Genomic DNA, 22668 nt, shown 5'->3' on the forward strand with positions numbered 1-22668 from the left:
CCGGACAACTCAGCCGTCACGGGGAATGCGTGGGGTGCAGGTGCTCGTGAACCATGCGGATGGCGAAGGCGCCGTCCCCCACCGCCGCGGCCACCCGCTTCACCGACCCACTGCGGACATCGCCGACAGCGAAGACGCCCCGTCTGCTGGTCTCGAGCGTCTTCCGGCCGGCAAGCTGACTGCCGGTGAGGGCGAACCCGCGATCGTCCAGGTCGATTGCGCCGCCCAGCCAGCCGACGTGCGGGATACCGCCGATGAAGACGAACAAAGCCTTCGCCGGTACTGTGCGGCACTCGCCGGTCTTCAGATCCTCGACCACGACTTCCTCCATGGCGCAGGTACCGCGGACCTCACGGAGTTCGCTGTGCACCGCGACCTGGATCCCCACAGTCTGCTCGATCCGGTCGGCCAGGTAGCGGGACATGTCCTGACCAAGGTCGTTGCCCCGGACAACCAGCAGCACATCGGCCGCGTGCTGGGCCAGGAACACCGCGGCCTGCCCGGCGGAATTGCCGCCGCCGACGACAACCACCGGGTCGTTGCGGCACAGGTTCGCCTCCGCCTCGGTCGCCGCGTAATAGACGCTCGCCGACGTGAAGGCATTCAGTCCGCGCAGGTCGAGCTGCCGGTACCGAACGCCGGAGGCGATCAGCACCGCTCGGCCGCTGATCCGTGTCTCGTTGTCCAGCAGGACTACCTGGTGTCCGTCCCTCTCCTCCAGTGCGACGGCGGTGGCAGGCACGGTGATCTCGGCGCCGAAACGTCTGGCCTGGAGCTCAGCGCGGTCGGCCAGCTCGGCGCCACTGATGCCTGCCGGGAAGCCGAGATAGTTCTCGATCCTCGACGCAGTGCCTGCCTGGCCGCCGGTGGCCACGGCATCCAGGACCACCGTCGCGAGACCTTCCGACGCGCCGTACACCGCGGCCGCGAGACCGGCCGGCCCCGCACCGACAATGATCAGGTCCCACACCGACTCCACCGGCGCCGCACGGCGAAGACCCACCGCGGCAGCCAGCCGGGCATTCTCGGGGTTCCGCAGCACCTCCCCGCGCCAGATCACCACCGGGGTTTCGTTCCGCTCGACGCCGAGTTCGCGCAGCAGGCGATCAGCCTCCGCGTCGGTCTCCAGGTCGATCCAGTGATGCGGCAGCCGGTTCCGCGCGGCGAAATCGCGCAACCTGCGCGTGTCGGCCGAGAACCGGGACCCGATGATCGCGAAGCCCGCGCCGAGTGAGCAGTCGAGCGACCGGCGGATCAGGAACGCCCGGAGAACCAGGTCGGCCAGCCGTGGATCGTGCTGTACCAGCTCTTTGAGCCGGTCGAGCGGTACGGCGAGCACCTGCCCCGGCTCCAGCGCCATCGCGGTGAGGAACAGCGGCCGCCCGGACACGATGCCGATCTCGCCGAGGAAGCGGAGCGGGCCGTGGACGGCGACGACGCGCTCCGGCCGGCCTAGCTCCTCCACGACGGCCACAGTGCCGTCGAGCACGACGATGAACTCCTCCGGCGACTCCCCCGCCGCCTGCAGTATCTCGCCGGCACTGGTCGTGCGGCGTTCACCCACGCGCGCGAGCTTGGCCAACTGGTCGCGGTCCAGCCGCGGAAAGGCGCCGTACAGATCGGGCGTCTCCTTCATCCGGCGGCTCCGATCACGACGCGGTTTCCCTTGCCAGCGCTTCTTCCAGCCATGGGCGCAGCGCCGACGCCGGCGCCGCACCGATCTGCGTCGCGACCGCCTGACCACGGCGCCACACCATCAGCGTCGGAATGGATCTCACGTCGAAGCGCCGGGACAGCTCCGGCGCCTCGTCGGCGTTCACCTTGACCAGTTTGAGCTGCCCCGCCCGCTCGGTGGCGAGCTGTTCGAGCACCGGACTGACCATCCGGCACGGTCCGCACCACGGCGCCCAGAGATCGACGAGCACCGGCAGGTCGGACCGCTCCACGACCTCGGCGAAATCGTTGTCACCGGCATCGACGATCCAGGGCAGCGGCTGATGGCAGTTCCCGCACCGGGGAGTCCCTTTCGCCGCGCCGGGCACCCGGTTCCGGCGCTTGCACTGCGGACAGGTCACCACGTTCATGCCGCTGCCTCCACCGGGTTCTCGTGCCTGACCACGATGTTGCCGTCCTCGACGGTCACCCGGATCACTGCTCCGTCCAGCACGTTGCCGCTGAGGAGTGCACGACCGATGCGTGTCTCCACCTCGCGGGCGATGAAGCGGCGCAGCGGGCGGGCGCCGTAGACCGGGTCGAAGCCCTGAGCGGCGATGTGCCGAGCCGCCTCCGGCTCGACCTCGAGGGTCATCCGGCGATCCGCCAGCCGGGTCCGCAGGTCGTCGAACATCAGGTCGACGATGCGCTCGATCTCGGACATCGTCAGCGGCTTGAACAGCACGATCTCGTCGACGCGATTGAGGAACTCGGGCCGGAACTGCCGCCGCAGCTCTTCCATCACGGCGTCCCGCGCGTCCTCCTTGACCTGTCCGTCGGCGGTCACCCCGTCCAGCAGGTACGCCGAACCGATGTTCGAGGTCATGATGATGACGGTGTTGCGCATGTCCACGGTCCGACCCTGCGCATCGGTCAGGCGGCCGTCGTCGAGGATCTGAAGCAGCGTGTTGAAGACATCGGGGTGTGCCTTCTCGATCTCGTCGAACAGCACCACGGAGTACGGCTTCCGCCGAACAGCCTCGGTCAGCTGGCCACCCTCCTCGTAGCCGACGTACCCAGGTGGTGCTCCCATCAGCCGGCTCACCGTGTGCCGCTCCTGGTATTCGCTCATGTCGATGCGGACCATGTTCTCCTCGGTGTCGAACAGCGCCGCCGCGAGTGTCTTCGCCAGCTCGGTCTTTCCGACTCCGGTCGGCCCGAGGAAGATGAACGAACCGATCGGCCGGCGCGGGTCCTTGATCCCCGAACGGGCTCGGACGATGGCATCCGCCACCAGCTGGACCGCCTCGTCCTGGCCGACCAGGCGCTCGTGCAGCACTTCGTCCAGCCGCAGCAACTTCTCCCGTTCGCCCTCCTGCAGGCGGCTGACCGGGATGCCGGTCCACCGCGACACGATCGCCGCGATCTCGTCCTCGGTCACAACCTCGCGCAACAGCCGATGACCGTGCTGCTTCTCGGCCAGGCGCTCCTCCTCGGCGGCGAGTTGCCGTTCGAGCTCCGGAAGCCGGCCGTGCCGCAGTTCGGCGGCCCGATTGAGGTCGTAATCGCGCTCGGCCTGCTCGGCCTCCTGCCGGACCTGCTCCATTTCCTGCCGCAGCGCCTGCACCTTCCGCAACGCCTGCCGTTCGGCCTCCCACTGCGCGTGCATCGCATCAGCCTCGGCGCGGAGATCGGCCAGCTCCTTGCGCAGTTCGTCCAGCCGCTGCCGGCTGGCGGCGTCCTCCTCCTTGGCCAGTGCGGCCTCTTCGATCTCCAGCCGACGCACCCGCCGGGTCAGCTCGTCCAGCTCGGCCGGCATCGAGTCGATCTCGGTCCGCAGCATCGCGCACGCCTCGTCGACCAGGTCGATCGCCTTGTCCGGCAGGAACCGGTCGGAGATATACCGGTGGCTGAGCACGACGGCCGCGACGATCGCGGCGTCCTGGATCTTTACACCGTGGAAGACCTCCAGCCGCTCCCGCAGGCCGCGCAGAATCGAGATCGCGTCCTCGACCGTCGGCTCGTCCACGATCACCGGCTGGAACCGGCGCTCCAGCGCCGCGTCCTTCTCGATGTGCATCCGGTACTCGTCCAGCGTGGTGGCGCCGATCATGTGCAACTCACCGCGGGCCAGCATCGGCTTCAACATGTTGCCCGCGTCCATCGCTCCCTCGGTCGCTCCCGCGCCCACGACGGTGTGCAACTCGTCGACGAACAACAGGATCCTGCCCTCGGCCGCCTTCACCTCGTTGAGCACCGCCTTGAACCGTTCCTCGAACTCGCCGCGGTACTTGGCTCCGGCAACCAGCGACGCCAGGTCGAGCGCGAACACCGTCCGGTTCCGCAAACCCTCCGGCACGTCGCCGTTGGCGATCCGTTGCGCGAGACCCTCGACGATCGCGGTCTTGCCGACGCCCGGGTCGCCGATCAGCACCGGGTTGTTCTTGGTCTTGCGGGACAGGATCTGCACCACCCGGCGGATCTCGGTGTCGCGGCCGATGACCGGATCCAGCCGGCCTTCCGACGCGTCCTTGACCAGGTCCCGGCCGTACTTCTCCAACGCTTCGTACGACGCTTCCGGCATCGCCGAGGTGACCCGCTGGTTTCCCCGGACGGCTGTCAGCGCCGAGAGGAAGCCGTCGCGGGTCAGCCCCTGCTCGGCGAGCAGCCGCCCGGAGGTGCTCTGCCGCCCTTCTTCCAGCAAAGCGATCATCAGGTGCTCGATCGAGACGTACTCGTCCTTGAGCCGCCTGGCCTCCCGGTCCGCGGCGTCGAGAAGCCGGGACAGCCGCTGGGTGACCAGCACCTGGCCGGGCTCCACCCCCGGTCCGCTGACCTTCGGACGCCGGTTCAGTTCCTGTTCCACTCGGTCCCGCAGGCCGTCGGGATCCGCGCCGGCCTGCGCCAGCAGCCTCGGTGCCAGACCGTCGGGTTGCTCCAGCAGCGCGAGCAGCAGGTGCTCACCGTCCACCTGACTGTGGCCGAATCGCAGGGCCTTGGTCTGAGCGTCGTGCAGAGCTTCCTGCGACTTCTGTGTCAGCCGGTTCATGTCCATGTTCTGGCTCCTGTCCGGGCGAAGCGGCGGCGCTCCGCCTCCAGTACGGCGATCCGGTCCAGCAGATCCAGCACCAGCCCCATCGCCGCATAGTTCAAGGCGAACCCGGCTCGCAGCCGCTGGATCCGGGCCACCCGGCCCAGCTGCGGCGGGCTGAACCACAACTCGCCGTTGCGGTCGGTCGTGGCCTCGAGCAGTCCGAGCGCGACGAATCGCCTGAGCAGGTCGGGATGTAGTCCGGACAACCTGGCGAAGTCCTCCAGGGCGAACCTGGTGGGTCTGGTCAACTGACGACTCATGCCCGCCTCCTCGGGTCGAACTTCGACGTACCGGCCAGTTCCTCGAACAGACGCTTCTCCTCGCGGGTCAGCCTGTTCGGTACCATCAACCTGACCTCGGCGTACAGGTCGCCCGGTGTCCCGCGCGGGTTCGGCAGACCGCGCCCCTTGAGCCGCAGTCTGCGCCCGGTCGAGCTGCCCTTCGGCACCTTCACCGTCGTCTCGCCGCCCGGTGTCTCGACCGGGACCGTCGCCCCGAGCGCCCCCTCCCAAGCGGCGAGCGGCAGGTCGACGATCAGGTCACGGCCCGACAGCCGGTACCGCGGATGATCGGCGATCCGGACGACCAGATACAGGTCGCCGGCCGGCGCGCCGCCGGTGCCCTGCCCGCCCTGCCCGGCGAGCCGGATCCGCTGGCCGTTCACCACACCGGCCGGGATCTTGACGTCGATGGTCCGATCCGCCCCGGTCGGACTGCGCACGGTGAGCTTCCGGTTGCCGCCCCGGTAGGCCTCCTCCACGGTCAGCTCCAGCTCGACCTCCTGGTCCGCGCCCGGGATCCGGCCCCAGCCGCGCCGGGTCCGTCCGCCGAACATGCCGCCGAGCAGGTCGTCCAGATCGATGCTGTCGGCATCGAACGGGCTGCCTGCGGTCTGCCAGCTGCTCTCGTGCCAGGTCTGCCCGCCCCCGGCGCGGCCGGGCCCGGCACGAGAGCGCGCGTACGTGTCCGGGTCGACGTCCGGAGGGACGCGCCGGAAGTCTTCGCCGAAGGCGTCGTACCGTTTGCGCTGCTGCGGATCGGACAGTACGTCGTAGGCCTCGGAGATCTGTTTGAACCGTTCCTCGGCGCCCGGGTCCTTGTTGACGTCAGGGTGGTACTGGCGAGCGAGTTTGCGGTAGGCCCGCTGGATTTCGTCGGAGCTCGCGCCCCTGGACACCCCGAGGATCTCGTAGAAGTCCCTGGCAGGCATCAGCTCTCCTCCGCGGCGACGATGACGGCAGCCGGACGAAGCACCCGGGTCCCGTCGCCGTACCGTGGCCTGACGACATGCACGATCGTGCCGCCCGGTGTGTCCGGCGCGGGTGCGGTACCGACCGCCTCGTGCAGGGCCGGGTCGAACGGCTTCCCGCGGTCGTCGAACCGGGGGTAGCCGAGTCCGGCAAGGACGGCGAGCGCCTGGTCACGCACGGCCCGGACACCCTCGACGATCGCGTCGCGGTCGGCGTCGGCGTGCTCCAGCGCCAACTCCAGGTTGTCGACGACCGGCAGCCAGCTGGCGGCAACCAGGGCCCGTTCGGCCTCGCGCGCCTGGCCGGCCTCCCGAGCGGCGCGCTTGCGGAAGTTGTCCAGCTCGGCAACCGTGCGCCGCCACCTGTCCTCCATCTCGGCGGCCTGCTGCCGGGCTTCCTCCAGTTCCGCCGCGGTCGGCGGCGCCGTACCGGCCTCAGTCTCAGCCTCGGTCTCAGCGTCGGCCTCGGTCTCGGTCTCTTGATCGGCCATCCCCATCAGCTCGTCGTGAACTCGGCGTCGATGACGTCGTCATCACCACCGTCCGCCGGGGGCGTGCCGGTGGAGCCCTGCGGCGGCGGCGTCATGTTCAGCGCCTGGGCGACCTGCTGCAACTCCCCGGTCAGCGAACGGAGCCGCTCGAGGGACGTGTCCTGATCCTTCAGCGCCTCGCGCGCGTCGCCGACCAGCATCTCGGCCCGGGCCCGGTCGTGCTCGGCCACCGCGTCGCCGCGGTCGGCGAGGACCTTGTCCACCTGATAGGCGGCCGAATCGAGCGTGTTGCGCGCATCGACCAGTTCCCGCAGCCGGCTGTCCTCGCTGCGGTGTGCCTCGGCGTCGGCGATCATGCGTTCGACCTCGGACTGGTCCAGGTTGGAGGTCTCGCTGATCGTGACCTTCTGCTCCGCTCCGGTGTCCTTGTCCTTGGCGGCCACGTGCAGGATGCCGTTCGCATCGATGTCGAAGGTCACCTCGATCTGCGGCACGCCGCGAGGCGCCGGACGGATGTTCTCCAGCCGGAAGCGGGCCAGGATCCGGTTGTCTGCCGCCGACTCCCGTTCGCCTTGCAGGACGACCACGTCCACCGCGGTCTGGTTGTCCTCGGCGGTGGTGAAGGTCTCGGTGCGGCGGGCCGGGATGGTGGTGTTGCGTTCGATCACCTTCGTCATCACCCCGCCCATCGTCTCCAGCCCCAGCGACAGCGGGGTGACGTCGAGCAGCAGTACGTCCTTGACTTCGCCCTTGATGATCGCAGCCTGGACCGCGGCACCGATCGCGACCACCTCGTCGGGGTTGACGGTCATGTTGGGGTCCTTGCCGCCGGTCATCCGGCGAACCAGCGCCTGCACCGCCGGGATCCGGGTGGATCCGCCGACCAGGATCACCTCGTCGATGTCGTTGGAGGTGATCTTGGCGTCGGCCATCGCCTGCTCCACCGGACCGAGACACCGATCGATCAGGTCGCTGGTCAGCTGCTCGAAGGTGGATCGCATCAGCGTGGTGTTGAGGTGCTGCGGACCTTGTGCGTTCGCGGTGATGAACGGGAGGCTGATCGTCGTCTGGGTGACCGACGAGAGCTCGACCTTCGCCTTCTCGGCGGCTTCGAAGAGCCGCTGCAACGCCTGCGGATCGCTGCGCAGGTCGACCCCCACCTCGCGCTGGAAGTCGTCGGCCAGCTTGTCGACGATCCGGCGGTCGAAGTCGTCACCGCCCAGGTGCGAGTCACCGGCTGTGGCCCGGACTTCGACCACACCGTCGCCGACCGTGAGCACGCTGACGTCGAAGGTGCCACCGCCGAGATCGAAGACCAGAACCGTCTCGTTCTCCCGCTTGTCCATGCCGTAGGCGAGCGCCGCCGCGGTCGGCTCGTTGATGATCCGCAGTACCTCCAGGCCTGCGATCCGGCCGGCGTCCTTGGTCGCCTGGCGCTGGGCGTCGTTGAAGTACGCGGGCACCGTGATGACGGCTTCGGTGACCTTCTCTCCCAGGAACTTGCCGGCGTCCTCGACCAGTTTGCGCAGCACCAGCGCGGAGATCTCCTCGGGCGCGTGCAGCTTGTCCCGGATCTTGAACCTGACTGCTCCGTCCGGCCCGGCGACCACGTCGTACGAAACCGCCGACACCTCCGAGGAGACCTCCTCGAACCTTCGGCCGATGAACCGTTTCGCCGAGCTGATCGTCCCCTTGGGGTTGAGGACGGACTGCCGGCGTGCCAACTGGCCGACCAGCCGTTCGCCGGCGTCGGTAAACGCCACCACCGAAGGCGTGGTTCTGGCCCCCTCAGCGTTCGGTACGACCGTTGGCTGGCCGCCCTCCATCGCCGCGATCACAGAGTTGGTCGTGCCCAGGTCGATGCCGACGGCCTTCGCCATGGTCTTCCTCCTGTGTCCTCCGGGGCGTTCGTTGGCGTGTCACGGATGCACCCAGCTTGGTCTGGTCAGGATCGGAAGCACATCCCTGGAACATGCGGTTGCGGGCATCAGGCCACCGTCGCAGCCGAGCCTTCGATGGCGCGATCGGACATCTGCGCCGGCTTTCGCCGCGGCACCGCGGGCGCATCCCCGGATCAGGTGGTTTTCCGGCTCTCCGCGCAAGGCCAGGACACGGACAGTTCGGCCGCAGCCGGAGGACTGCGCGGACCCGGGATGTGCTGCGTCGTCGTCGCGTCGGAGGCTGACAACGGCGGGATCGGCACATCAGGGTCCGCACCAGGGCCGGTAGAGGGATTCCAGAGCTCCGCACGGGAACGCGAAGGGCTGAAGCAGCTGCCTGAGGAGGTAGGCATGTACGCGCAAGTCGGCGACCACATCCACGTGCACGGACACAAGGTCGGATGCCCGGTGCGAGACGGCACGATCATCGAGGTCCGAGGCAGCAACGGCACACCTCCGTACCTGGTGCGCTGGGTCGGCCTCCAGAACCCTGCCCTGGTCTACCCGGGACCGGATGCCCAGGTCGTCCAATTCCCTCCCGCCGGCACCCGGCGAGACCGGCTCTACGGGTGGTGAGTCGGCTGCTCGGCGGCGAACATCCACTCGTGCTTCTGCAGGCCGCCGGTGACACCGATGACCAGGTCCTGGCTGACGAGGTCGGCAGCGCCGAGCCTTTCGATCCGGCCCTGGTTGTTCTCGATCACCTTGCTCAACCGTTCGACGATCAGCGGTGCCACCTTCGTACTGTCGAGGAAACCGCGGGGGAAGCCAGTGAAAGGTGTTTCGGCCGCAACGGTCTCGACCCGCGCGTCGGCGGCGTCGCCGATCGTCGTCAGGCGCTCGGCGACGTCGTCGGACCAGAGCCTGACGTCATCGGCGAGTTCGTCGAGTTGCGTGTGAAGTTGCCTGAACCACAGGCCGCTGACGTTCCAGTGCGCCTGCTTCGCGATGAGTGCGAGATCTACCAACTCGATCAGCAGCGGGGCCAGTTCTCGTCCGACAAGCTGCCGCTCCATAGCTCTGCTCCTGCCTAGAGGGATCACCTCATCATGGCCAGCACCTCCAGTGGCGGCATCCCGCGACCGCGTAGCGCGTGATCACCCGGGTTCATCGATCGATCAACGATCCGCGGTCAGGACGACGCGGGTCAGCTCGACCCGGGACCGGACGTCGAGTTTGCGAAAAGAGTGCCGCAGGTGCGACTCGACGGTATGCGGGGACAGGCCGAGCTCGTCGGCGATGGCCCGGTTGGTGAGGCCGACGGCGGCAAGTCGCGCGACCCGGAGCTCTGCTGCCGTCAGGCTGGCCCAGCCGAACGAGGGATTACCGGTGGCCGGCGTTCCCCCGCGCGGGCCCGTGACATCGGCCAGCCGCTCGCGGGCGCGCTGAGCGAGGACCACGGCGCCGGCGTCGGTGTAGCCGGCCAGCGCCGACTCGAACTGTTCGACGGCCTGGGCGCGCCGACCCCGCTGAAGAAGAGCCTGTGCCGCATCCTCGGCGGCACGGGCTCGAGCCAGCGGGCGGGGACTCGCTTCGAACGCGCGCGCAGCCGCTACCAGGCGATCGGCATCGTCGTCGAGCAGGCCGCCGGCCTGCATGGCCGCGGCCACAAAGGAGGTCACCCCGCGGTTGATCCGGCCGAGGGCATCCGTCGCCTCGGCGGCCATGCCCGCCAGCGCGGCGTCGCCGACGCGCCTGGCCAGCCTGACCAGGAACGGTCCCGCCATGGGGTCGAACGCCAGTGCCTGCAACCCGTTCGGCAGCTGATCAGAGGCCGAGGAAAGTTCTGCCAGTACTCGGGAAGGGTCCTCGCCGGCCGCCTCGTCGAGCGCTGCCGTCGCCCAGGCCAACTGCTGGGCCCCGACGCTTCTGGGCTCGCTCACCGCGCTCACCCCACGGCGCAGCCGGCGGCGGCCCGGCTCGAACTCCCCGCGGTAGGCATGGGCCTGCGCGAGTACGGCGCACAACACGGGCACGTGCACCGACAACCCCAGCTCCTCGGCCTGGATGAGGCCTGAATTGCCTTCGGCAACGGCTTCGTCGAGGCGGCCCCGCTGCAACTGCAGCATGGCGCGGGAGATGTACCCCGGCACGTCCAGGTACTCCGTGCCGGCCGCACCCACCCATCGACTCCCGGCGTCGAACGCGGCCTGCGCCTCCTCGAAGCGATCGAGCGCCATCAAGGTGCGCCCGCGCGCCCACGAGGTTTCCGGATGCTGCACCCCCGCCGGATCGCCGGCCAGCAGGTCAACGGCTCGATCGACCAGTTCAAGCGCTCTCGTCAAGCGGCCGCGCACTCGCTCGGCCGCCGCCATGACGAGCAGCGCCCGGCCCGCGCGAACCGGCCTCGTGCCGACGGTGATCGCCTGTTCGCCGGCCCGCAGCGCCGCAGCGGCGTCACCGGCTACCAGGTGTGCCTTCGACGCCGCGGCGTACAGGAGGGCCCGCGTCGAGTCGTCGACGCCCCGGAGGCCCAGCGCGGTCGTGGCATGGTGCAGCGCGGAGGCCGAGTACCCGGCGATGCCGAGCGAGTCGGCCAGTTGGCACCGAAGTCTCGCCTCGATGTCGACCGGCAGGTCGGCCCGCAGCGCGTCTTCGGCCAGCGTTAGGGCGTCCGTCCTCCGCCCCGCCCGGAAGAGCAGCCCGGTCGCCTCCAGGAGGCGCTGCGGGCGGTCCGCGTCGGCGGTCGGCATCAGGTCGACAGCACGCAGCCGCAGGTCTGCGGCTGCGCCGGGATCGTCGGCCGCGACCTCGTCGGAGGCACGAACCAGCAAGGCGACGAAGTGCGTGTCGCCGCGCTCCGCGCCGATGATCGCATGGGCGGCCGCCTCGGAGATCGAGCCGCCGGTGCCGAGCAACGCGTCGGCAGCCTCCCGGTGCAGACTCTTCCGCGCATCCGCCGGCAGCGCATCGTAGGCCGCCTCACGGACGAGGGCGTGCTGAAAACTCAACCGCGCGCCCTCCTCCACCAGCAGCCCCACCCCGAGCGCCTCGTCGATCGACGGCAACAACTCGGCGACCTGACAGTGCAGAACCCGAGCGACGGGTGGTAGGTCGAAGGTTCGGCCGAAGATCGAGGCAACGCTCAGTAGTTGCCGGGTGAGCGGACCTACCTGCGTGAGCCATCCGCGAAGCCGCTGTTCCGGTGCGGGTCGAAGCCGGGCGAATGCTGCGTCGATGACCAACTCGTGGTCGTCGGCGAGCGTCGAGAGCAGATCCACGATCATGGAAGGGTTGCCGGCGCATTTGTCCAGCAGTTCCAGCAGCATGGTGTCGGGCGTCGCACCCAGCAGATCACCGGCCACCCCCGTCACCGCGGCCGGCGGCAGCGGCGCCAACTGGAGTCTGACCGCGCCGGCCGCGGCCAGGTCGGAGACCAACGTGTCCAGCGTTGGCATCGACGGCCAGGGGCGTCGGCTCAGCAGCCATAGCACCGGGCTGGTCGCCAGGCGTTCGGTCAGAGCCCGGACAGCGACCACTGTGAGTAGGTCCGACCACTGCAGGTCGTCCAGCGTGATCAGCACGGGGTGACGTGCGACCGTTCCCCGGAGCGCCGTCTCGAGCTGGTCGATGAGCCGGGTGGCGCCGTACTCCAGCACCTGCGCGGGAGCGAACTCCGTCTCGCTGAGGATCGGTGGACTACTGTTCCGCATCGCCTCCAGCAGCGGTGCCAGCGGCGTCGTCCGACGGAACTTCCCGGCGGCTCCGGGTGCTACGGCGACCCCGAGGCGCCGCGCTTGGATCGCCGCCTCCAGCACCAGCCGGCTCTTTCCGAGGCCCGCCGTGCCGTCGACCACCACGACACCTCCCTGGCCGGCCGCCGCTGCCGCGACAGACTCACCGAGACGGCGGACCTCGGTCTCCCGGCCGTACAAGGGTCGGTGCGGTGGGCTGGAAGTCGGCGTACTTCGGACCTCTGCCCGCGTCGGCCGTCCCGTCACGTCAGCGCGCCGGCGGAGACGTCATCGCCGGCGCGCTGATCGCGTTCGCCGTGCACGAACGCGCGCGTCAAGTCCACGCGGCTGCGGATGCCGAGCTTGCGATACACCTTGCGCAGGTGGAAGGACACGGTGTGCGGCGACAGGAAGACGCGCTCCGCCACCTCGCGATTGGTCAGCCCTTGGGCGACCAACTCTGCCACCGTCCGCTCGGTGCCGGTGAGCGCTTCCCACGCCTCGGCGCGACGTCGCGGCCCGTCGGCACGGCTGTCCGCCCACCGCAGTTCGTGGCGCCTGTTCAGACCCCGCACGGATGTTTCGCTCCGCCGGTCGGTCCCGGGCGCCGCCGGCAGGAGCGTGGAAGGCCGTCCGTTCCCCGCTGCCTGACCACGCAGCGCCAGACGCACCGCCACCGGAACGCCGGCGGCCACCGACTGCCGGACCAGTTCGTGGTGGAAGCCCAGCACATCTTTTCCGACGACCGTGAACAGGTCTGCCGCGACGACATCGCGGAGCCCCCGCCGCACCTGCTCGTCCGGCCACCCGAGGAGATCGGTCAAGTCGTCCACGCCGAACAACCGATCCAAGGACGCGGTGACGCCGAGGAGGTGGCGCGCCGTGGAGCTGAGCCGCATGAGCCAACCGCGCACGACCTGACGCACCTCCCCCGGTGGTTGCTCGGACAGCAGCCGTGCCCGGCCGGCGATCACGGCGACGCCGCCCTCCTTTCGAAGCCCGTCCAGGAGCGCTCTGACAAGGAGCGGGTTCCCCGCCGCACCGCGAGCCATGGCGAGCAGGTCGTCGTCCGGCCGCGCCATCAGCACGTCCGCGATGACCTCGGCGACCGCCTCGTCCGTCAGCGGTCCGAGCGCAATCCGAGCCGCTCCCTGGCGCTCCCACTCTCCGAACAGCCATTCTGCCGAGCGCTGCCGTGTCCCTGTCCGGCGCACCAGCGCCCATCCGACCGGCTGGTCCGTCCCCAGCAACGTCGGCAACTCCCGCAGCAACATGACAGTCGTCGCGTCGGCCCACTGAACGTCGTCCACGGTGATGAAGACCGGACCTCGTGCCGCCAGCCTCCCGATCCGAGCCGCCACCTTCTGGAGGCACGCGAGCCTGTCCATCGCGGCTGTGGGCGCCCGGGCAGGCGGACCGCCCAGTGGTGCCAGGTCCGGTCCGGTGAACAGGGACGCCAGTGGCCCGGGCCATGGCAACTCATCGACTTGAGCACTCACGAGGGTGAACCCGTCCTGCTTTGCCCGCTCCTCGGCCGCGGCGAGCAGCTGGGTCTTCCCGATGCCAGGCGTACCGTCCACCAGCAGGATCCCTCGGTGACCGGTCGCCACGGAGTCGAGGAGGCCGGCGATCGCCCTGGATTCCTCCAACCGTCCGCGAAGCCCGCCGTCCGGAGATCTCTGCGTGTCCATGGGAGCCGCTCCCTCGCTCATCGGGTGCGTCGCCGTACACCTGGACACTCCTCCGACGACCGGCGACCCGCCAGCTTTGTCGAGGAAGTGCCGAAGGCAGCTACACCTGCGGAGCACCTTGCCCAGCCTCAAAGTCATTCAGCGGCTGCGCGGGGACGAGCACGATCCCGTCGGCGGTGAGCTGGAACTCCCTGACACCGGAGCGGTGGTTGGCGGCCCGTGTCTTCAGCACCGTCAACGTGCGTGACATCGGGCCGGTGAGGCCTCTGTACTGCAGTAGTACGACGTTGTCGGCCATGTGCGACACGGCCACGTCCGAAACTTTCGAGACGCCGGACAGCTCAGGGAGCTCATAGGTCATCATCAGGCTCGTGCCGTGCCGCGACGACCTGTGCAACAGGGAATAGAGGTACTCCCGAAAGCGCAGCTCGTCCGGCGCCGCGGCCTGCAGGTCTCCGAGGCTGTCCAGGAGGACCCTGCTCGCGCCGGTCGTCTCGATCAGGTCGAGAAGCTCGTACACCCACTGATCCACGTTCAGGTCGACAGGGCTGCGGTACATCACGGTCAGGTTGTCGGTCTTCACCGACCAGCCGAACTGCGACGCCGTCCGCTCCAGCTGTGCGGGATCCTCCTGCATCGTCGCGATGATCGCGGCGTCGCCGCGGCCGACGGCATAGGACACGAAGTGCAGTCCCATCAAAGTCTTGCCGATCCCGGTGGGTCCGGCCACCAGCGTCGAGGACCCCGACCAGTAGCCGTCCTCGAGCATGTCGTCGAGCGCGTGGATACCGGACGGAATCCGCTCACCGAGGAGGTCGTAGTCCTTCGCATCGGCCGGGTCCGCGAGCCGCGGATAGACCGTGAATCCATCCGCCGACAGGCGGTAGGAATGTGACCCTGCCAGGAAGCCGCCGCCGCGGAGCTTGTGGACCTGGAGAGCCCGGGACGTGCGCTCGGCGGAATGGACGCTCTTCAGCCCGATGATCGCATCGGCCACCGCGAATTCGGGCGAGCGCGGGATCTCGTCCTCCTGATACTCACCGATCCACATCGAGGTCGCCGGGAACGCGCTCAGCATGCCCGCGAGATCGTGGAGGAACGCCCGAAAGGCCCCACTCCGACTGCCGGCGTAAGCATGCGTCGCCTTGAAACTGTCGATCACGATCATCGCCGGCTGCTTGACGCGGATGAGCTCGCGTACGCGCTCGAGAACTCCCGGCAGGCCCTGCTCGCGCAGCGTCCCTCCGAGATCCTCGTACCACACGCTGCGCCCGACCGCGGCCGGATCGAAGAACGACAGCAGCTGGCCGTACCGCAGGATCTTCTCCAGCGGCTCGGAGACCGTGGACAGGTACAGGGCCGGCCGATCCGGGGTGGCGTTCGCGAACACCCATTGCTGCGCGAAGATCGTCTTGCCGGCGCCGGGGGCACCCATCACCAGGACGATCGCGTTGCGGGGCAGTCCGCCGCCGAGCACGACGTCGAGCGGCTCCGATCCCGACGTCATTCGGCCGTTCATGGGCTCCGTTTCGCAGCGGCCGCCGACCCCAGGTCGGCGCTTTGCCCCAGCAGATCCCGGACGACCGACATCAGCCGCAGCGGGTCCAGCGGTTTCCTCAGGAAGGCGGCCGAGCCTGCCTCGAGCGCCTCGTCCCGGAGGTCGAGCGTCGAGATCGCCAGCACGGGAAGGTCGAACTGCTGTCGTAACTGGCCACAGAGCCACAGTCCCTGCGCCCCGGAGATCAGCAGATCGATCAGGACGAGATCCGGAACCTTCCCCACGGTTTCGGCCAGCGCCTGCTCAGCCGTGGAGACAACGTTGACTCGGTACCCTTCGGTCCGCAGGAAGTAGTCGGCGAAGTCGGCGGCGAACGGATCCTGCTCGGCCAGCATGACGAGCCGCCCTTCTCCGCCCGGAATCCTGGCCGGCTCCAGCTGTACGCCGCTGGCGAGGCGGCGCTCCAGGAGGCGGTAGGCGTCACTGGCTGCCATTCCGTCCGACAACCGGTCGCGGACGAAGTGGAGTTGCTCGACCTGCACGCGTGAGTACAGACGGTGGCCGCCCGGACTCCGCTCGGGCACGACGACGCCGTAACGGTCTTCCCAGGACCGCAGCGTCGCCGCCGGTATGCCGAGCATCCGCACGAGGGCCCCGATACTGTACACAGGCGAATCAGGCATGGGCCGAACGCAATTCTCCCCGTTGGTACGACACGCGTTCCACCGGCGAAGGCGGCCGGTCGGGCTCCTGATCGCTGGAGCATGGGTGCTCGGTGCGAATACCTATTGTGAGTCGCAGACTACCTCATCGCGCGGCAGCCGACGCTGGAGGCCCAGGCGGCGGACTACAGGTTTCCGGGATGCCGGCGGGCGTCTCTTCGACGAGACTCGGCACGCGTCGAGACAGGAGGCGAACCGTGGACCCGCACGTCGCGGACGTTCTCTGCGCCCGGGTACGCAGAACGGGGTGAACAGCATGTCCGCCGTCACAGCCGGCCGATCGGCGCGTCGACGCGGCCGCCGGGCGTGGGCGCGGATCCTCGGCGGTGGCTTCCTTCTGTGGCTCGCCTGCCTCGTCGTCACGCTGTTGACCGCCAACGCCAACCTGGTCCCCACGCTGATCCTGCTCGGCAGCTTTCTCATCCCCGTCACGTTCGTCGCCTGGTCGTTCCAGAGATGGCGGGACGATCACGTCACGGCCGAGCTCATCGTCAGCGCTTTCGTGGTCGGCGGACTGCTGGGAGTGTTGTCGGCAGCCTTGCTGGAGACCTACCTGCTGGCGCCCTCCGCCTGGCTGTTCCTCGGCGTCGGCCTCATCGAAGAGGCGGCCAAGCTGGGCGGGCTCGTCTTCGTCACCCGCCACCTGACGCAGCGCCACGGCCGGGACGGATTCGTACTCGGCGCCGCGGTCGGCTTCGGGTTCGCGGCGTTCGAGTCGACCGGCTACGCATTCAACGCCTTGCTGACCGTCAAAGGTCTGTCACTGACTGCTCTTGTCGAGACGGAGCTGGTGCGCGGCGTCCTGGCGCCGTTCGGACACGGGCTGTGGACGGCGATCCTCGGTGGGGTCCTGTTCCTGGAGGCCCGCGGCGGCCGGCTCCGCTTCAACGGAGTGGTTCTGCTCATGTATGTGTGGATCTCGATGCTGCACGCATTGTGGGACTACACGCACAGCATTGCGCTCGCACTCACCTTCTTGCTCACCGGTACGCCGTGGCAGTACCGGCTGCTGTCCGTGGGCTATCTCCCGACGCCCACCGCAGAGCAGGTGCACGTGTTCACAGTGCTCTCCATCGGCTTCCTCGCTTTGGTGTCGCTGCTCGGCGTCGCGACGCTCTGGGTCACCTGGCGAAGGACCCGGCCCAAGAACGCTCGTTCGGCAGTGCTGCCGTGAGGTCCGGAGCGACCGCAGCTGCTGAGTGCGGTCTCAGGGATGGACCGACCGCACACGTCCGTCGCAGGCGATGATCATGGACGGATCGTTCGTGCGACCGGCGGTCACCTTGTCCGTCGCGGTGGTCGTGGCGTGGGCGGCGGCATTCGCCGTCGAGCGACTGGTCCGTCGTCAGCGACTGCGGTCGGACGCGACACTGTGGCTGTCGCTCGGACGGCGCTGCAAACGTTCGTTCCGGATCACTGTGATCGTCGCCGCATTGCTCCTGGCACTCCCGTACGCGGGACTGGGCCGGACCCTTGTGTCGGTGGGACGGCACGTCCTTCTCCTGGCCCTGATCGCGAGCGTTCTATGGCTGCTCATTCAGTTGAGCGGCGTCTTCGAAGACGTCACCGTCGCGCGCTTCGACATCGGCGTCAGCGACAATCGGCGGGCCCGCAAGATTCGGACCCAGGTCGTTCTGCTGCGCAGGATCTCGATCGCGGTCCTGGTCGTCGTAGCGGTCGCCACCGCGGTCATGACCATCCCTTCGGCACGTTCCGTCGGTGCGAGCTTTCTCGTTTCCGCGGGCGTGCTCAGCGTCGTAGTAGGTCTCGCTGCGCAGACGACGCTCGGCAACTTGCTGGCCGGGCTGCAGATCCTGCTCACCGACCCGATCCGCATCGACGACGTCGTTGTCGTGAACGACGAATGGGGTCGCATCGACGAGATCACCCTGACCTACGTCGTGGTCCGGGCCTGGGACAATCGGCGGCTCATCCTGCCGATCTCGTGGTTCACGACCAACGTCTTCCAGAACTGGACCCGGCAAGAGGCGCGGGTGATCGGCAGCGTCGTGCTGCACGTCGACTTCAGCGTGCCGATCGAGGAACTCCGCGCCGAGATGCACCGCCTGGTCCAGGAGTCACCGCTGTGGGACGGCCTGGACTGGGTGCTGCAGGTGGTCGACGCGACCCCGACGACGATGGTCGTCCGCGGTCTGGTGAGCTCCGCCGACGCGCCCAGCAACTGGGATCTGTGCTGCGAGGTCCGCGAGAAGCTGCTCACGTTCCTGCAGCAGCATCACCCCGGCGCACTACCGAAGGTTCGCGCCGACGTGGTCGAATCCGCAGTACCGATCCGTCTTCCGAGCACGAACCGGGCGGACGGCATCGGCCCGGACCATCGATCCGCACCGGACCACGAGGTGGAACGCTGACCTGATCGGGCCGATCTCCACAGGGCCGGCGCTGCTCTACACGTTTGCGTGGTGACGAGCACGGTTCGCCGCGGCAACATTGCGACAGCCGGCGTGCCTGCGACGAACTGTCCGGTCGTGGAACACCCGCACCTGAAGGAGGCTGCATGACGGTCATGGCTGTGCACAGGTTCGAGCGCTTCTTCCGCGCCGCCGCGGGCCTGGACGTCGACAAGGACGACCTCAAGCGCTACAGCGACTTCATCAGCGACAAGCTCCACGATCTCCTGGTGATCGGCGAGGGCACGGCGAAGGCGAACGGCCGGGACATCGTCCAGCCCCGCGACCTGCCCATCACCAAGGGATTGCAGGAGAGTATTCATGCCTTCCGCGAGATCGACGAGGAGATCGAGCTGCAGCCGATCCTGGCCCAGCTGGCGAAGTACGCGCCGTTCGACGTAACTGTGAGTGAGGAGACCGAGTCCCGGTTGCCGGAAGTGGTGGGAGGACTGAGCGTCGCGCTCGCTCGCACGTTCAAAATCATCGACCCCGAGGTCAAGAACCCGCAGGCGGCGCACTGGGAAGACGTGTTCCAGATTTTCGGCCTGCTGCTCTAGTTCCGGCAGCTGCCCGCCGTCCCTTCGCCACTCCCCCTCAGCGGGGCGGGCGGAGGACGGCGAAGGGGTCGGTGACGGTGAGTTCGCGGGTGACGAACTTGTAGACGGTCGCGGGACGGCCGCCGCTTTGCCCGGGGGTGGCTCGGCGCTCGGTCGGGTCGATCACGTGCCGGCGGGTCAGGACGCGGGTGAGGTTGGTTGCGCCGAGCTCGTAGCCGAGGGCGGCGCCGAACAGGTCGCGGAGCTCCGCGATGGTGAACTCCAGCGGCGCGAGCGCAAAGCCGATGTTGGTGTACGACAGTTTCGCGCGCAAGCGGGTGACCGCGGCCTCGATGAAGAAGTGATGGTCGAACGCGGTCGGCGGCAACTCGTCGACGGGGTGCCATTGCGTGTCCGACGGAAGCTTCGGCTGGACGTCGGACGGAACCAGACCTAGGTAGCCCGTCGCGAGCACCCGCGCCCGCGGATCGCGGTCGATCGCGCTGTGCGTGGCCAACTGCTCCAGGTGCGCGACGTCGCGCACGTCGACCTTCGCCGCAAGGTGACCGGTGATGGCTTCCCGGAGCCGCTCGGTGGGCTCGACCCCGCCGCCGGGAAGCGCCCAGCGGCCGCGGTACGGGCTCCGCGCACGTTTCCACAGCAGTACACACAGCCTGCCGTCGCGCACCGACAGGACCACTGCGAGCACCTCGTGCGGGTAGCTGGGGAAGTTAACCGGATCACCTTTCTTGGCTGTGGACACGAGGCAGATGGTAGCGTGTACCCAGTTATCGCCTCGCAGGCGAAAACCGCACGGAGAGCAGGGCAGCAGATGCAACTGACGACGGAGACGGTCCGGACCGCGGTGGCGGCCGCACTGCTCGAGGACCAGGCGGCGGACGACGTCACCACCAGATGGAGTGTCCCGGAGACCCCGCAGGCCGAGGCGGTGCTGATCGCCGAGCAGGCGGGGGCGCGTCGCCGGCCTGACCACCACTCCCCCACCGCGCTGGACATCAGTCTGCTGGTGACCCGCTGAACCAGGCTCGTCCCCGACATCATCACGCCTAGTTATCGCCTGTTGAGCGAAAACTTTCCGAACGAAGGATCTGTTGTGACCTTTGAGCAGCGCACCACCATCAACTGGCAGGACGAGGTACGGCGCCTCGCCGCGGAACGCGATGCCGTGATTCTCGCCCACAACTACCAGGAACCGGCGATCCAGGACGTGGCCCACCATGTCGGCGACTCGCTCGCCCTGTCGCGGATCGCGGCCGAGACCGAGGCGTCCACGATCGTGTTCTGCGGCGTGCATTTCATGGCCGAGACGGCGAAACTGCTCAGCCCGGACAAGACCGTGCTGATCCCGACGGCCCAGGCCGGCTGCTCGCTGGCCGACACCATCGACGCCGACCAGCTGCGGGCCTGGAAAGCCGAGCACCCCGATGCCGTGGTAGTTGCCTATGTCAACACCAGCGCGGCGGTGAAGGCCGAGGCCGACATCTGCTGTACGTCGTCCAACGCGGTGGAGGTGGTGAACTCGATTCCGGCGGATCGACCGGTGCTGTTCCTGCCCGATCAGTTCCTCGGCGCGCACGTGCGGCGGCAGACCGGCCGGGACAACATCGAGGTGTGGATGGGCGAGTGCCACGTCCACGCCGGCATCAGCGCGGCCGACCTGCGCGCTCAGGTGGCCGCCGATCCCGAGGCCGAGATCCTCGTTCACCCCGAGTGCGGCTGCGCGTCGTCGGCGGTCTGGCTCGCCGGCGTCGGTGACCTTCCGGCCGAGCGGACCCACATCCTTTCCACCGGCGGCATGCTGGACGCCGCCCGCGGCCTGACCTCGAAGACGGCCCTGGTCGCGACCGAGATCGGCATGCTCCACCAGCTACGCAAGGTCAATCAGCAGACCACTTTTCTGCCGGTGAACCCGAAGGCCTCGTGCCGCTTCATGAAGATGATCACCCCGGAGCTGCTGGTGCGCTGCCTGCGGGAGGGACGCGACGAGATCCAGCTCCCGCCCGAGGTCGTCGAGCGGGCCCGGCGGTCGGTCGAGCGGATGGTCGCCATCGGTAAGCCTGCGGGTGCGCGATGACCCGCACGACCGATGTCGTCGTGATCGGCTCCGGGGTGGCGGGCGCGTCGGTCGCGCTCGGTCTCGCGGCGACCCGTCGGGTGATCCTGCTCAGTGCCGGCGACGGCAGCACACCTTGGGCGCAGGGCGGCATCTCGGCCGCGTACGGCGAGGACGATCCGCTCGACCACTGGCACGACACCGAGATCGCGGGCGCGGGCTTCTGCGATCCCCGGAATCTCCGTGCGCTGGTCGAGGAAGGACCGCAGCGGCTGGCCGAACTCATCGCGCACGGGGCACGCTTCGACCGGGACGCGGCGGGCGCACTGTTGCGCACGCTGGAAGGCGGCCACAGTCGGCCGCGGATCGTGCACGCGGGCGGTGACGCCACCGGCGCAGAGGTTCATCGCGCGCTCCACGGCGCCTTGCAGCGCAGCGGCGTTCAGATGATGACCGGGCGTACGGTCGGTCTGCTGCAATCCGATTCCGGAAGCGTCGTCGGGGTGCTCGTCGAGACGGGCACCGAAATCCAGCAGATCGACGCGCGCGCCGTCGTACTGGCCACCGGTGGCATCGGCAATGCGTACCTGGCCAGCACCAACCCCGCGACGGTACGCGGTGACGGGATCGCCTTGGCGCTGCGGGCCGGCGCATCGCTGGTGGACATGGAGTTCGTGCAGTTCCACCCGACCGCGCTCCACACCGGCGAGACCAGCGGTCAGTTGCCTCTGGTCACCGAGGCGGTCCGCGGCGCGGGCGCCGTACTGCGCGACGCCGACGGCCGCCGCATCATGGCCGGACGGCATCCGCGCGCTGACCTGGCGCCCCGCGACATCGTCGCTCGCGCCATCGAAGCGACGATGCGCCGCGACGGAACGGACCATGTCTGGCTGGACGCGACCGGGGTCGCGGCGGACGTACTGCGGAAGCGGTTCCCGACCGTGCTGGCCTCGTGCGCACGCATCGGCGTCGACCTGTTGTCCGGGCAGATCCCGGTTGCGCCGGCCGAACATTTCCTGTGCGGCGGCGTGCGGACCGATCGGAACGGCGCGACCGACGTACCCGGCCTGTACGCCGTCGGCGAGGTGGCTGCGACCGGCGTGCACGGGGCCAACCGGCTCGCCTCGAACAGCCTGCTGGAAGGGCTCGTCTTCGGGCGCCGCGTCGCGGCGGCGCTGACCCTCGACCTCCCCGCGAAGGACCTCGGCCGCACTCGTGAGGTCCTTCTCGGCGACGATCGTGAACCGGAGCGGATTCGGACGATCCTGAGCAAGTACGCCGGCATTCGTCGCGACGGCGCGGGTCTGAACGCCGCCGCGGAGGAACTCGACACGATGGGCACCGGACCGCTCGCGACGGTGGCGCGGGCCGTCGTCGTCGCCGCGACCGCACGGCAGGACAGCCGTGGCTGTCACTGGCGTTCCGACCATCCGCACACCGACGAACGATGGGGCGAGCACATCGTCGTACACCTGGACCGAGAAGGGCGTCCGACCACCCGCCAGCTCCTCCCGACAACGACGTGAAGGATGCCCTTTCGGGCAGGTGATCACTCCTCAGGCACCGGGAAGAAGAAGCGGAACTTGCCGTGACCGGGCCCTCCAGGCCTCGGTTCTCCCAGGTCAGCTCGGTCGT

At 68.8% G+C, this 22668-nt stretch carries 20 protein-coding genes; 7 read left to right on the forward strand and 13 right to left on the reverse strand.

The window, feature by feature from the left end:
- Positions 1-16: 16 nt before the first annotated feature.
- From AB0B82_RS13470 to dnaK, 7 genes are read right to left on the reverse strand one after another with little or no spacing between them, the layout of a single operon-like run.
- Positions 17-1636: an FAD-dependent oxidoreductase gene (locus AB0B82_RS13470; protein ID WP_360166423.1), complete on the reverse strand. Its 1620-nt coding sequence runs from the start codon at positions 1634-1636 to the stop codon at positions 17-19.
- A gap of 13 nt (positions 1637-1649) precedes the next feature.
- Complete coding sequence (trxC, locus tag AB0B82_RS13475; RefSeq protein WP_360166426.1) at positions 1650-2084, reverse strand: thioredoxin TrxC; 435 nt, start codon at positions 2082-2084, stop codon at positions 1650-1652.
- A complete protein-coding gene (clpB, locus tag AB0B82_RS13480; protein ID WP_360166429.1) occupies positions 2081-4708 on the reverse strand; it encodes an ATP-dependent chaperone ClpB in 2628 nt (875 codons plus the stop codon). Before clpB ends, trxC begins: the two co-directional genes overlap by 4 nt.
- The gene (locus AB0B82_RS13485) at positions 4699-5007 is read right to left on the reverse strand and encodes a chaperone modulator CbpM (RefSeq protein WP_360166432.1); all 309 of its coding nucleotides are present in this window, start codon (positions 5005-5007) and stop codon (positions 4699-4701) included. The genes clpB and AB0B82_RS13485 overlap by 10 nt, the downstream gene beginning before the upstream one ends.
- A complete protein-coding gene (locus AB0B82_RS13490; RefSeq protein WP_360166435.1) occupies positions 5004-5957 on the reverse strand; it encodes a DnaJ C-terminal domain-containing protein in 954 nt (317 codons plus the stop codon). Before AB0B82_RS13490 ends, AB0B82_RS13485 begins: the two co-directional genes overlap by 4 nt.
- The gene (locus AB0B82_RS13495; RefSeq protein ID WP_360166438.1) at positions 5957-6487 is read right to left on the reverse strand and encodes a nucleotide exchange factor GrpE; all 531 of its coding nucleotides are present in this window, start codon (positions 6485-6487) and stop codon (positions 5957-5959) included. Before AB0B82_RS13495 ends, AB0B82_RS13490 begins: the two co-directional genes overlap by 1 nt.
- A gap of 5 nt (positions 6488-6492) precedes the next feature.
- Positions 6493-8367: a molecular chaperone DnaK gene (gene dnaK / locus AB0B82_RS13500; RefSeq protein ID WP_360166441.1), complete on the reverse strand. Its 1875-nt coding sequence runs from the start codon at positions 8365-8367 to the stop codon at positions 6493-6495.
- A 411-nt stretch (positions 8368-8778) separates the two neighbouring features.
- Here dnaK and AB0B82_RS13505 point away from each other — a divergent pair, with 411 nt between their 5' ends.
- On the forward strand, positions 8779-9003 hold the full coding sequence (locus AB0B82_RS13505) for a DUF1918 domain-containing protein (protein ID WP_360166444.1): 225 nt from the start codon (positions 8779-8781) through the stop codon (positions 9001-9003).
- Here the strand turns inward: AB0B82_RS13505 and AB0B82_RS13510 are convergent.
- From AB0B82_RS13510 to AB0B82_RS13530, 5 genes are all read right to left on the reverse strand, one after another.
- A complete protein-coding gene (locus tag AB0B82_RS13510; protein ID WP_360166447.1) occupies positions 8991-9443 on the reverse strand; it encodes a DNA starvation/stationary phase protection protein in 453 nt (150 codons plus the stop codon). The two genes, AB0B82_RS13505 and AB0B82_RS13510, sit on opposite strands and share 13 nt — an antisense overlap.
- Before the next feature lie 102 nt (positions 9444-9545).
- A complete protein-coding gene (locus AB0B82_RS13515; protein WP_360166450.1) occupies positions 9546-12368 on the reverse strand; it encodes an AAA family ATPase in 2823 nt (940 codons plus the stop codon).
- Positions 12365-13792 (reverse strand): AAA family ATPase, encoded by a 1428-nt coding sequence (locus AB0B82_RS13520; protein WP_360166453.1) that lies wholly within the window; start codon positions 13790-13792, stop codon positions 12365-12367. Before AB0B82_RS13520 ends, AB0B82_RS13515 begins: the two co-directional genes overlap by 4 nt.
- Before the next feature lie 100 nt (positions 13793-13892).
- Positions 13893-15311 (reverse strand): ATPase domain-containing protein, encoded by a 1419-nt coding sequence (locus AB0B82_RS13525; RefSeq protein ID WP_360166456.1) that lies wholly within the window; start codon positions 15309-15311, stop codon positions 13893-13895.
- Complete coding sequence (locus AB0B82_RS13530) at positions 15308-15973, reverse strand: response regulator (RefSeq protein ID WP_360166459.1); 666 nt, start codon at positions 15971-15973, stop codon at positions 15308-15310. Before AB0B82_RS13530 ends, AB0B82_RS13525 begins: the two co-directional genes overlap by 4 nt.
- Positions 15974-16268: 295 nt before the next feature.
- On the opposite strand from AB0B82_RS13530, the gene AB0B82_RS13535 reads away from it, so the two are divergent.
- The 3 genes from AB0B82_RS13535 (at position 16269) to AB0B82_RS13545 (ending at position 18980) form a co-directional block, all read left to right on the forward strand.
- Positions 16269-17186, forward strand: a complete 918-nt coding sequence (locus tag AB0B82_RS13535; protein ID WP_360166462.1) for a PrsW family glutamic-type intramembrane protease — start codon at positions 16269-16271, stop codon at positions 17184-17186.
- 76 nt (positions 17187-17262) lie between these two features.
- The gene (locus AB0B82_RS13540; RefSeq protein ID WP_360166465.1) at positions 17263-18384 is read left to right on the forward strand and encodes a mechanosensitive ion channel domain-containing protein; all 1122 of its coding nucleotides are present in this window, start codon (positions 17263-17265) and stop codon (positions 18382-18384) included.
- Between the two features lie 146 nt (positions 18385-18530).
- Positions 18531-18980 (forward strand): DUF1931 family protein, encoded by a 450-nt coding sequence (locus AB0B82_RS13545; protein ID WP_360166468.1) that lies wholly within the window; start codon positions 18531-18533, stop codon positions 18978-18980.
- A 37-nt stretch (positions 18981-19017) separates the two neighbouring features.
- Here the strand turns inward: AB0B82_RS13545 and AB0B82_RS13550 are convergent, their stop codons facing one another.
- Positions 19018-19722 (reverse strand): NUDIX hydrolase, encoded by a 705-nt coding sequence (locus AB0B82_RS13550; protein WP_360166471.1) that lies wholly within the window; start codon positions 19720-19722, stop codon positions 19018-19020.
- A gap of 69 nt (positions 19723-19791) precedes the next feature.
- Here AB0B82_RS13550 and AB0B82_RS13555 point away from each other — a divergent pair, with 69 nt between their 5' ends.
- From AB0B82_RS13555 to nadB, 3 genes are all read left to right on the forward strand, one after another.
- Positions 19792-19998, forward strand: coding sequence for a hypothetical protein (locus AB0B82_RS13555; RefSeq protein ID WP_360166474.1), 207 nt, complete (start codon positions 19792-19794; stop codon positions 19996-19998).
- A 75-nt stretch (positions 19999-20073) separates the two neighbouring features.
- Positions 20074-21054, forward strand: coding sequence for a quinolinate synthase NadA (gene nadA / locus AB0B82_RS13560; RefSeq protein ID WP_360166477.1), 981 nt, complete (start codon positions 20074-20076; stop codon positions 21052-21054).
- Entirely contained in the window at positions 21051-22559 is a 1509-nt protein-coding gene (nadB, locus tag AB0B82_RS13565; protein ID WP_360166480.1) for an L-aspartate oxidase, read from the forward strand. Before nadA ends, nadB begins: the two co-directional genes overlap by 4 nt.
- Positions 22560-22668 lie beyond the last annotated feature (109 nt).

The organism is Kribbella sp. NPDC048915 (assembly GCF_040649595.1).
Lineage (GTDB): Bacteria > Actinomycetota > Actinomycetes > Propionibacteriales > Kribbellaceae > Kribbella.

Coding starts and splice junctions, on each gene's coding strand:
- AB0B82_RS13470 (WP_360166423.1), bottom strand. CDS start 1,636: ATGAAGGAGACGCCCGATCTGTACGGCGCCTTTCCGCGGCTGGACCGC.
- trxC (WP_360166426.1), bottom strand. CDS start 2,084: ATGAACGTGGTGACCTGTCCGCAGTGCAAGCGCCGGAACCGGGTGCCC.
- clpB (WP_360166429.1), bottom strand. CDS start 4,708: ATGGACATGAACCGGCTGACACAGAAGTCGCAGGAAGCTCTGCACGAC.
- AB0B82_RS13485 (WP_360166432.1), bottom strand. CDS start 5,007: ATGAGTCGTCAGTTGACCAGACCCACCAGGTTCGCCCTGGAGGACTTC.
- AB0B82_RS13490 (WP_360166435.1), bottom strand. CDS start 5,957: ATGCCTGCCAGGGACTTCTACGAGATCCTCGGGGTGTCCAGGGGCGCG.
- AB0B82_RS13495 (WP_360166438.1), bottom strand. CDS start 6,487: ATGGCCGATCAAGAGACCGAGACCGAGGCCGACGCTGAGACCGAGGCT.
- dnaK (WP_360166441.1), bottom strand. CDS start 8,367: ATGGCGAAGGCCGTCGGCATCGACCTGGGCACGACCAACTCTGTGATC.
- AB0B82_RS13505 (WP_360166444.1), top strand. CDS start 8,779: ATGTACGCGCAAGTCGGCGACCACATCCACGTGCACGGACACAAGGTC.
- AB0B82_RS13510 (WP_360166447.1), bottom strand. CDS start 9,443: ATGGAGCGGCAGCTTGTCGGACGAGAACTGGCCCCGCTGCTGATCGAG.
- AB0B82_RS13520 (WP_360166453.1), bottom strand. CDS start 13,792: ATGGACACGCAGAGATCTCCGGACGGCGGGCTTCGCGGACGGTTGGAG.
- AB0B82_RS13525 (WP_360166456.1), bottom strand. CDS start 15,311: ATGAACGGCCGAATGACGTCGGGATCGGAGCCGCTCGACGTCGTGCTC.
- AB0B82_RS13530 (WP_360166459.1), bottom strand. CDS start 15,973: ATGCCTGATTCGCCTGTGTACAGTATCGGGGCCCTCGTGCGGATGCTC.
- AB0B82_RS13535 (WP_360166462.1), top strand. CDS start 16,269: ATGTCCGCCGTCACAGCCGGCCGATCGGCGCGTCGACGCGGCCGCCGG.
- AB0B82_RS13540 (WP_360166465.1), top strand. CDS start 17,263: ATGGACGGATCGTTCGTGCGACCGGCGGTCACCTTGTCCGTCGCGGTG.
- AB0B82_RS13545 (WP_360166468.1), top strand. CDS start 18,531: ATGACGGTCATGGCTGTGCACAGGTTCGAGCGCTTCTTCCGCGCCGCC.
- AB0B82_RS13555 (WP_360166474.1), top strand. CDS start 19,792: ATGCAACTGACGACGGAGACGGTCCGGACCGCGGTGGCGGCCGCACTG.
- nadB (WP_360166480.1), top strand. CDS start 21,051: ATGACCCGCACGACCGATGTCGTCGTGATCGGCTCCGGGGTGGCGGGC.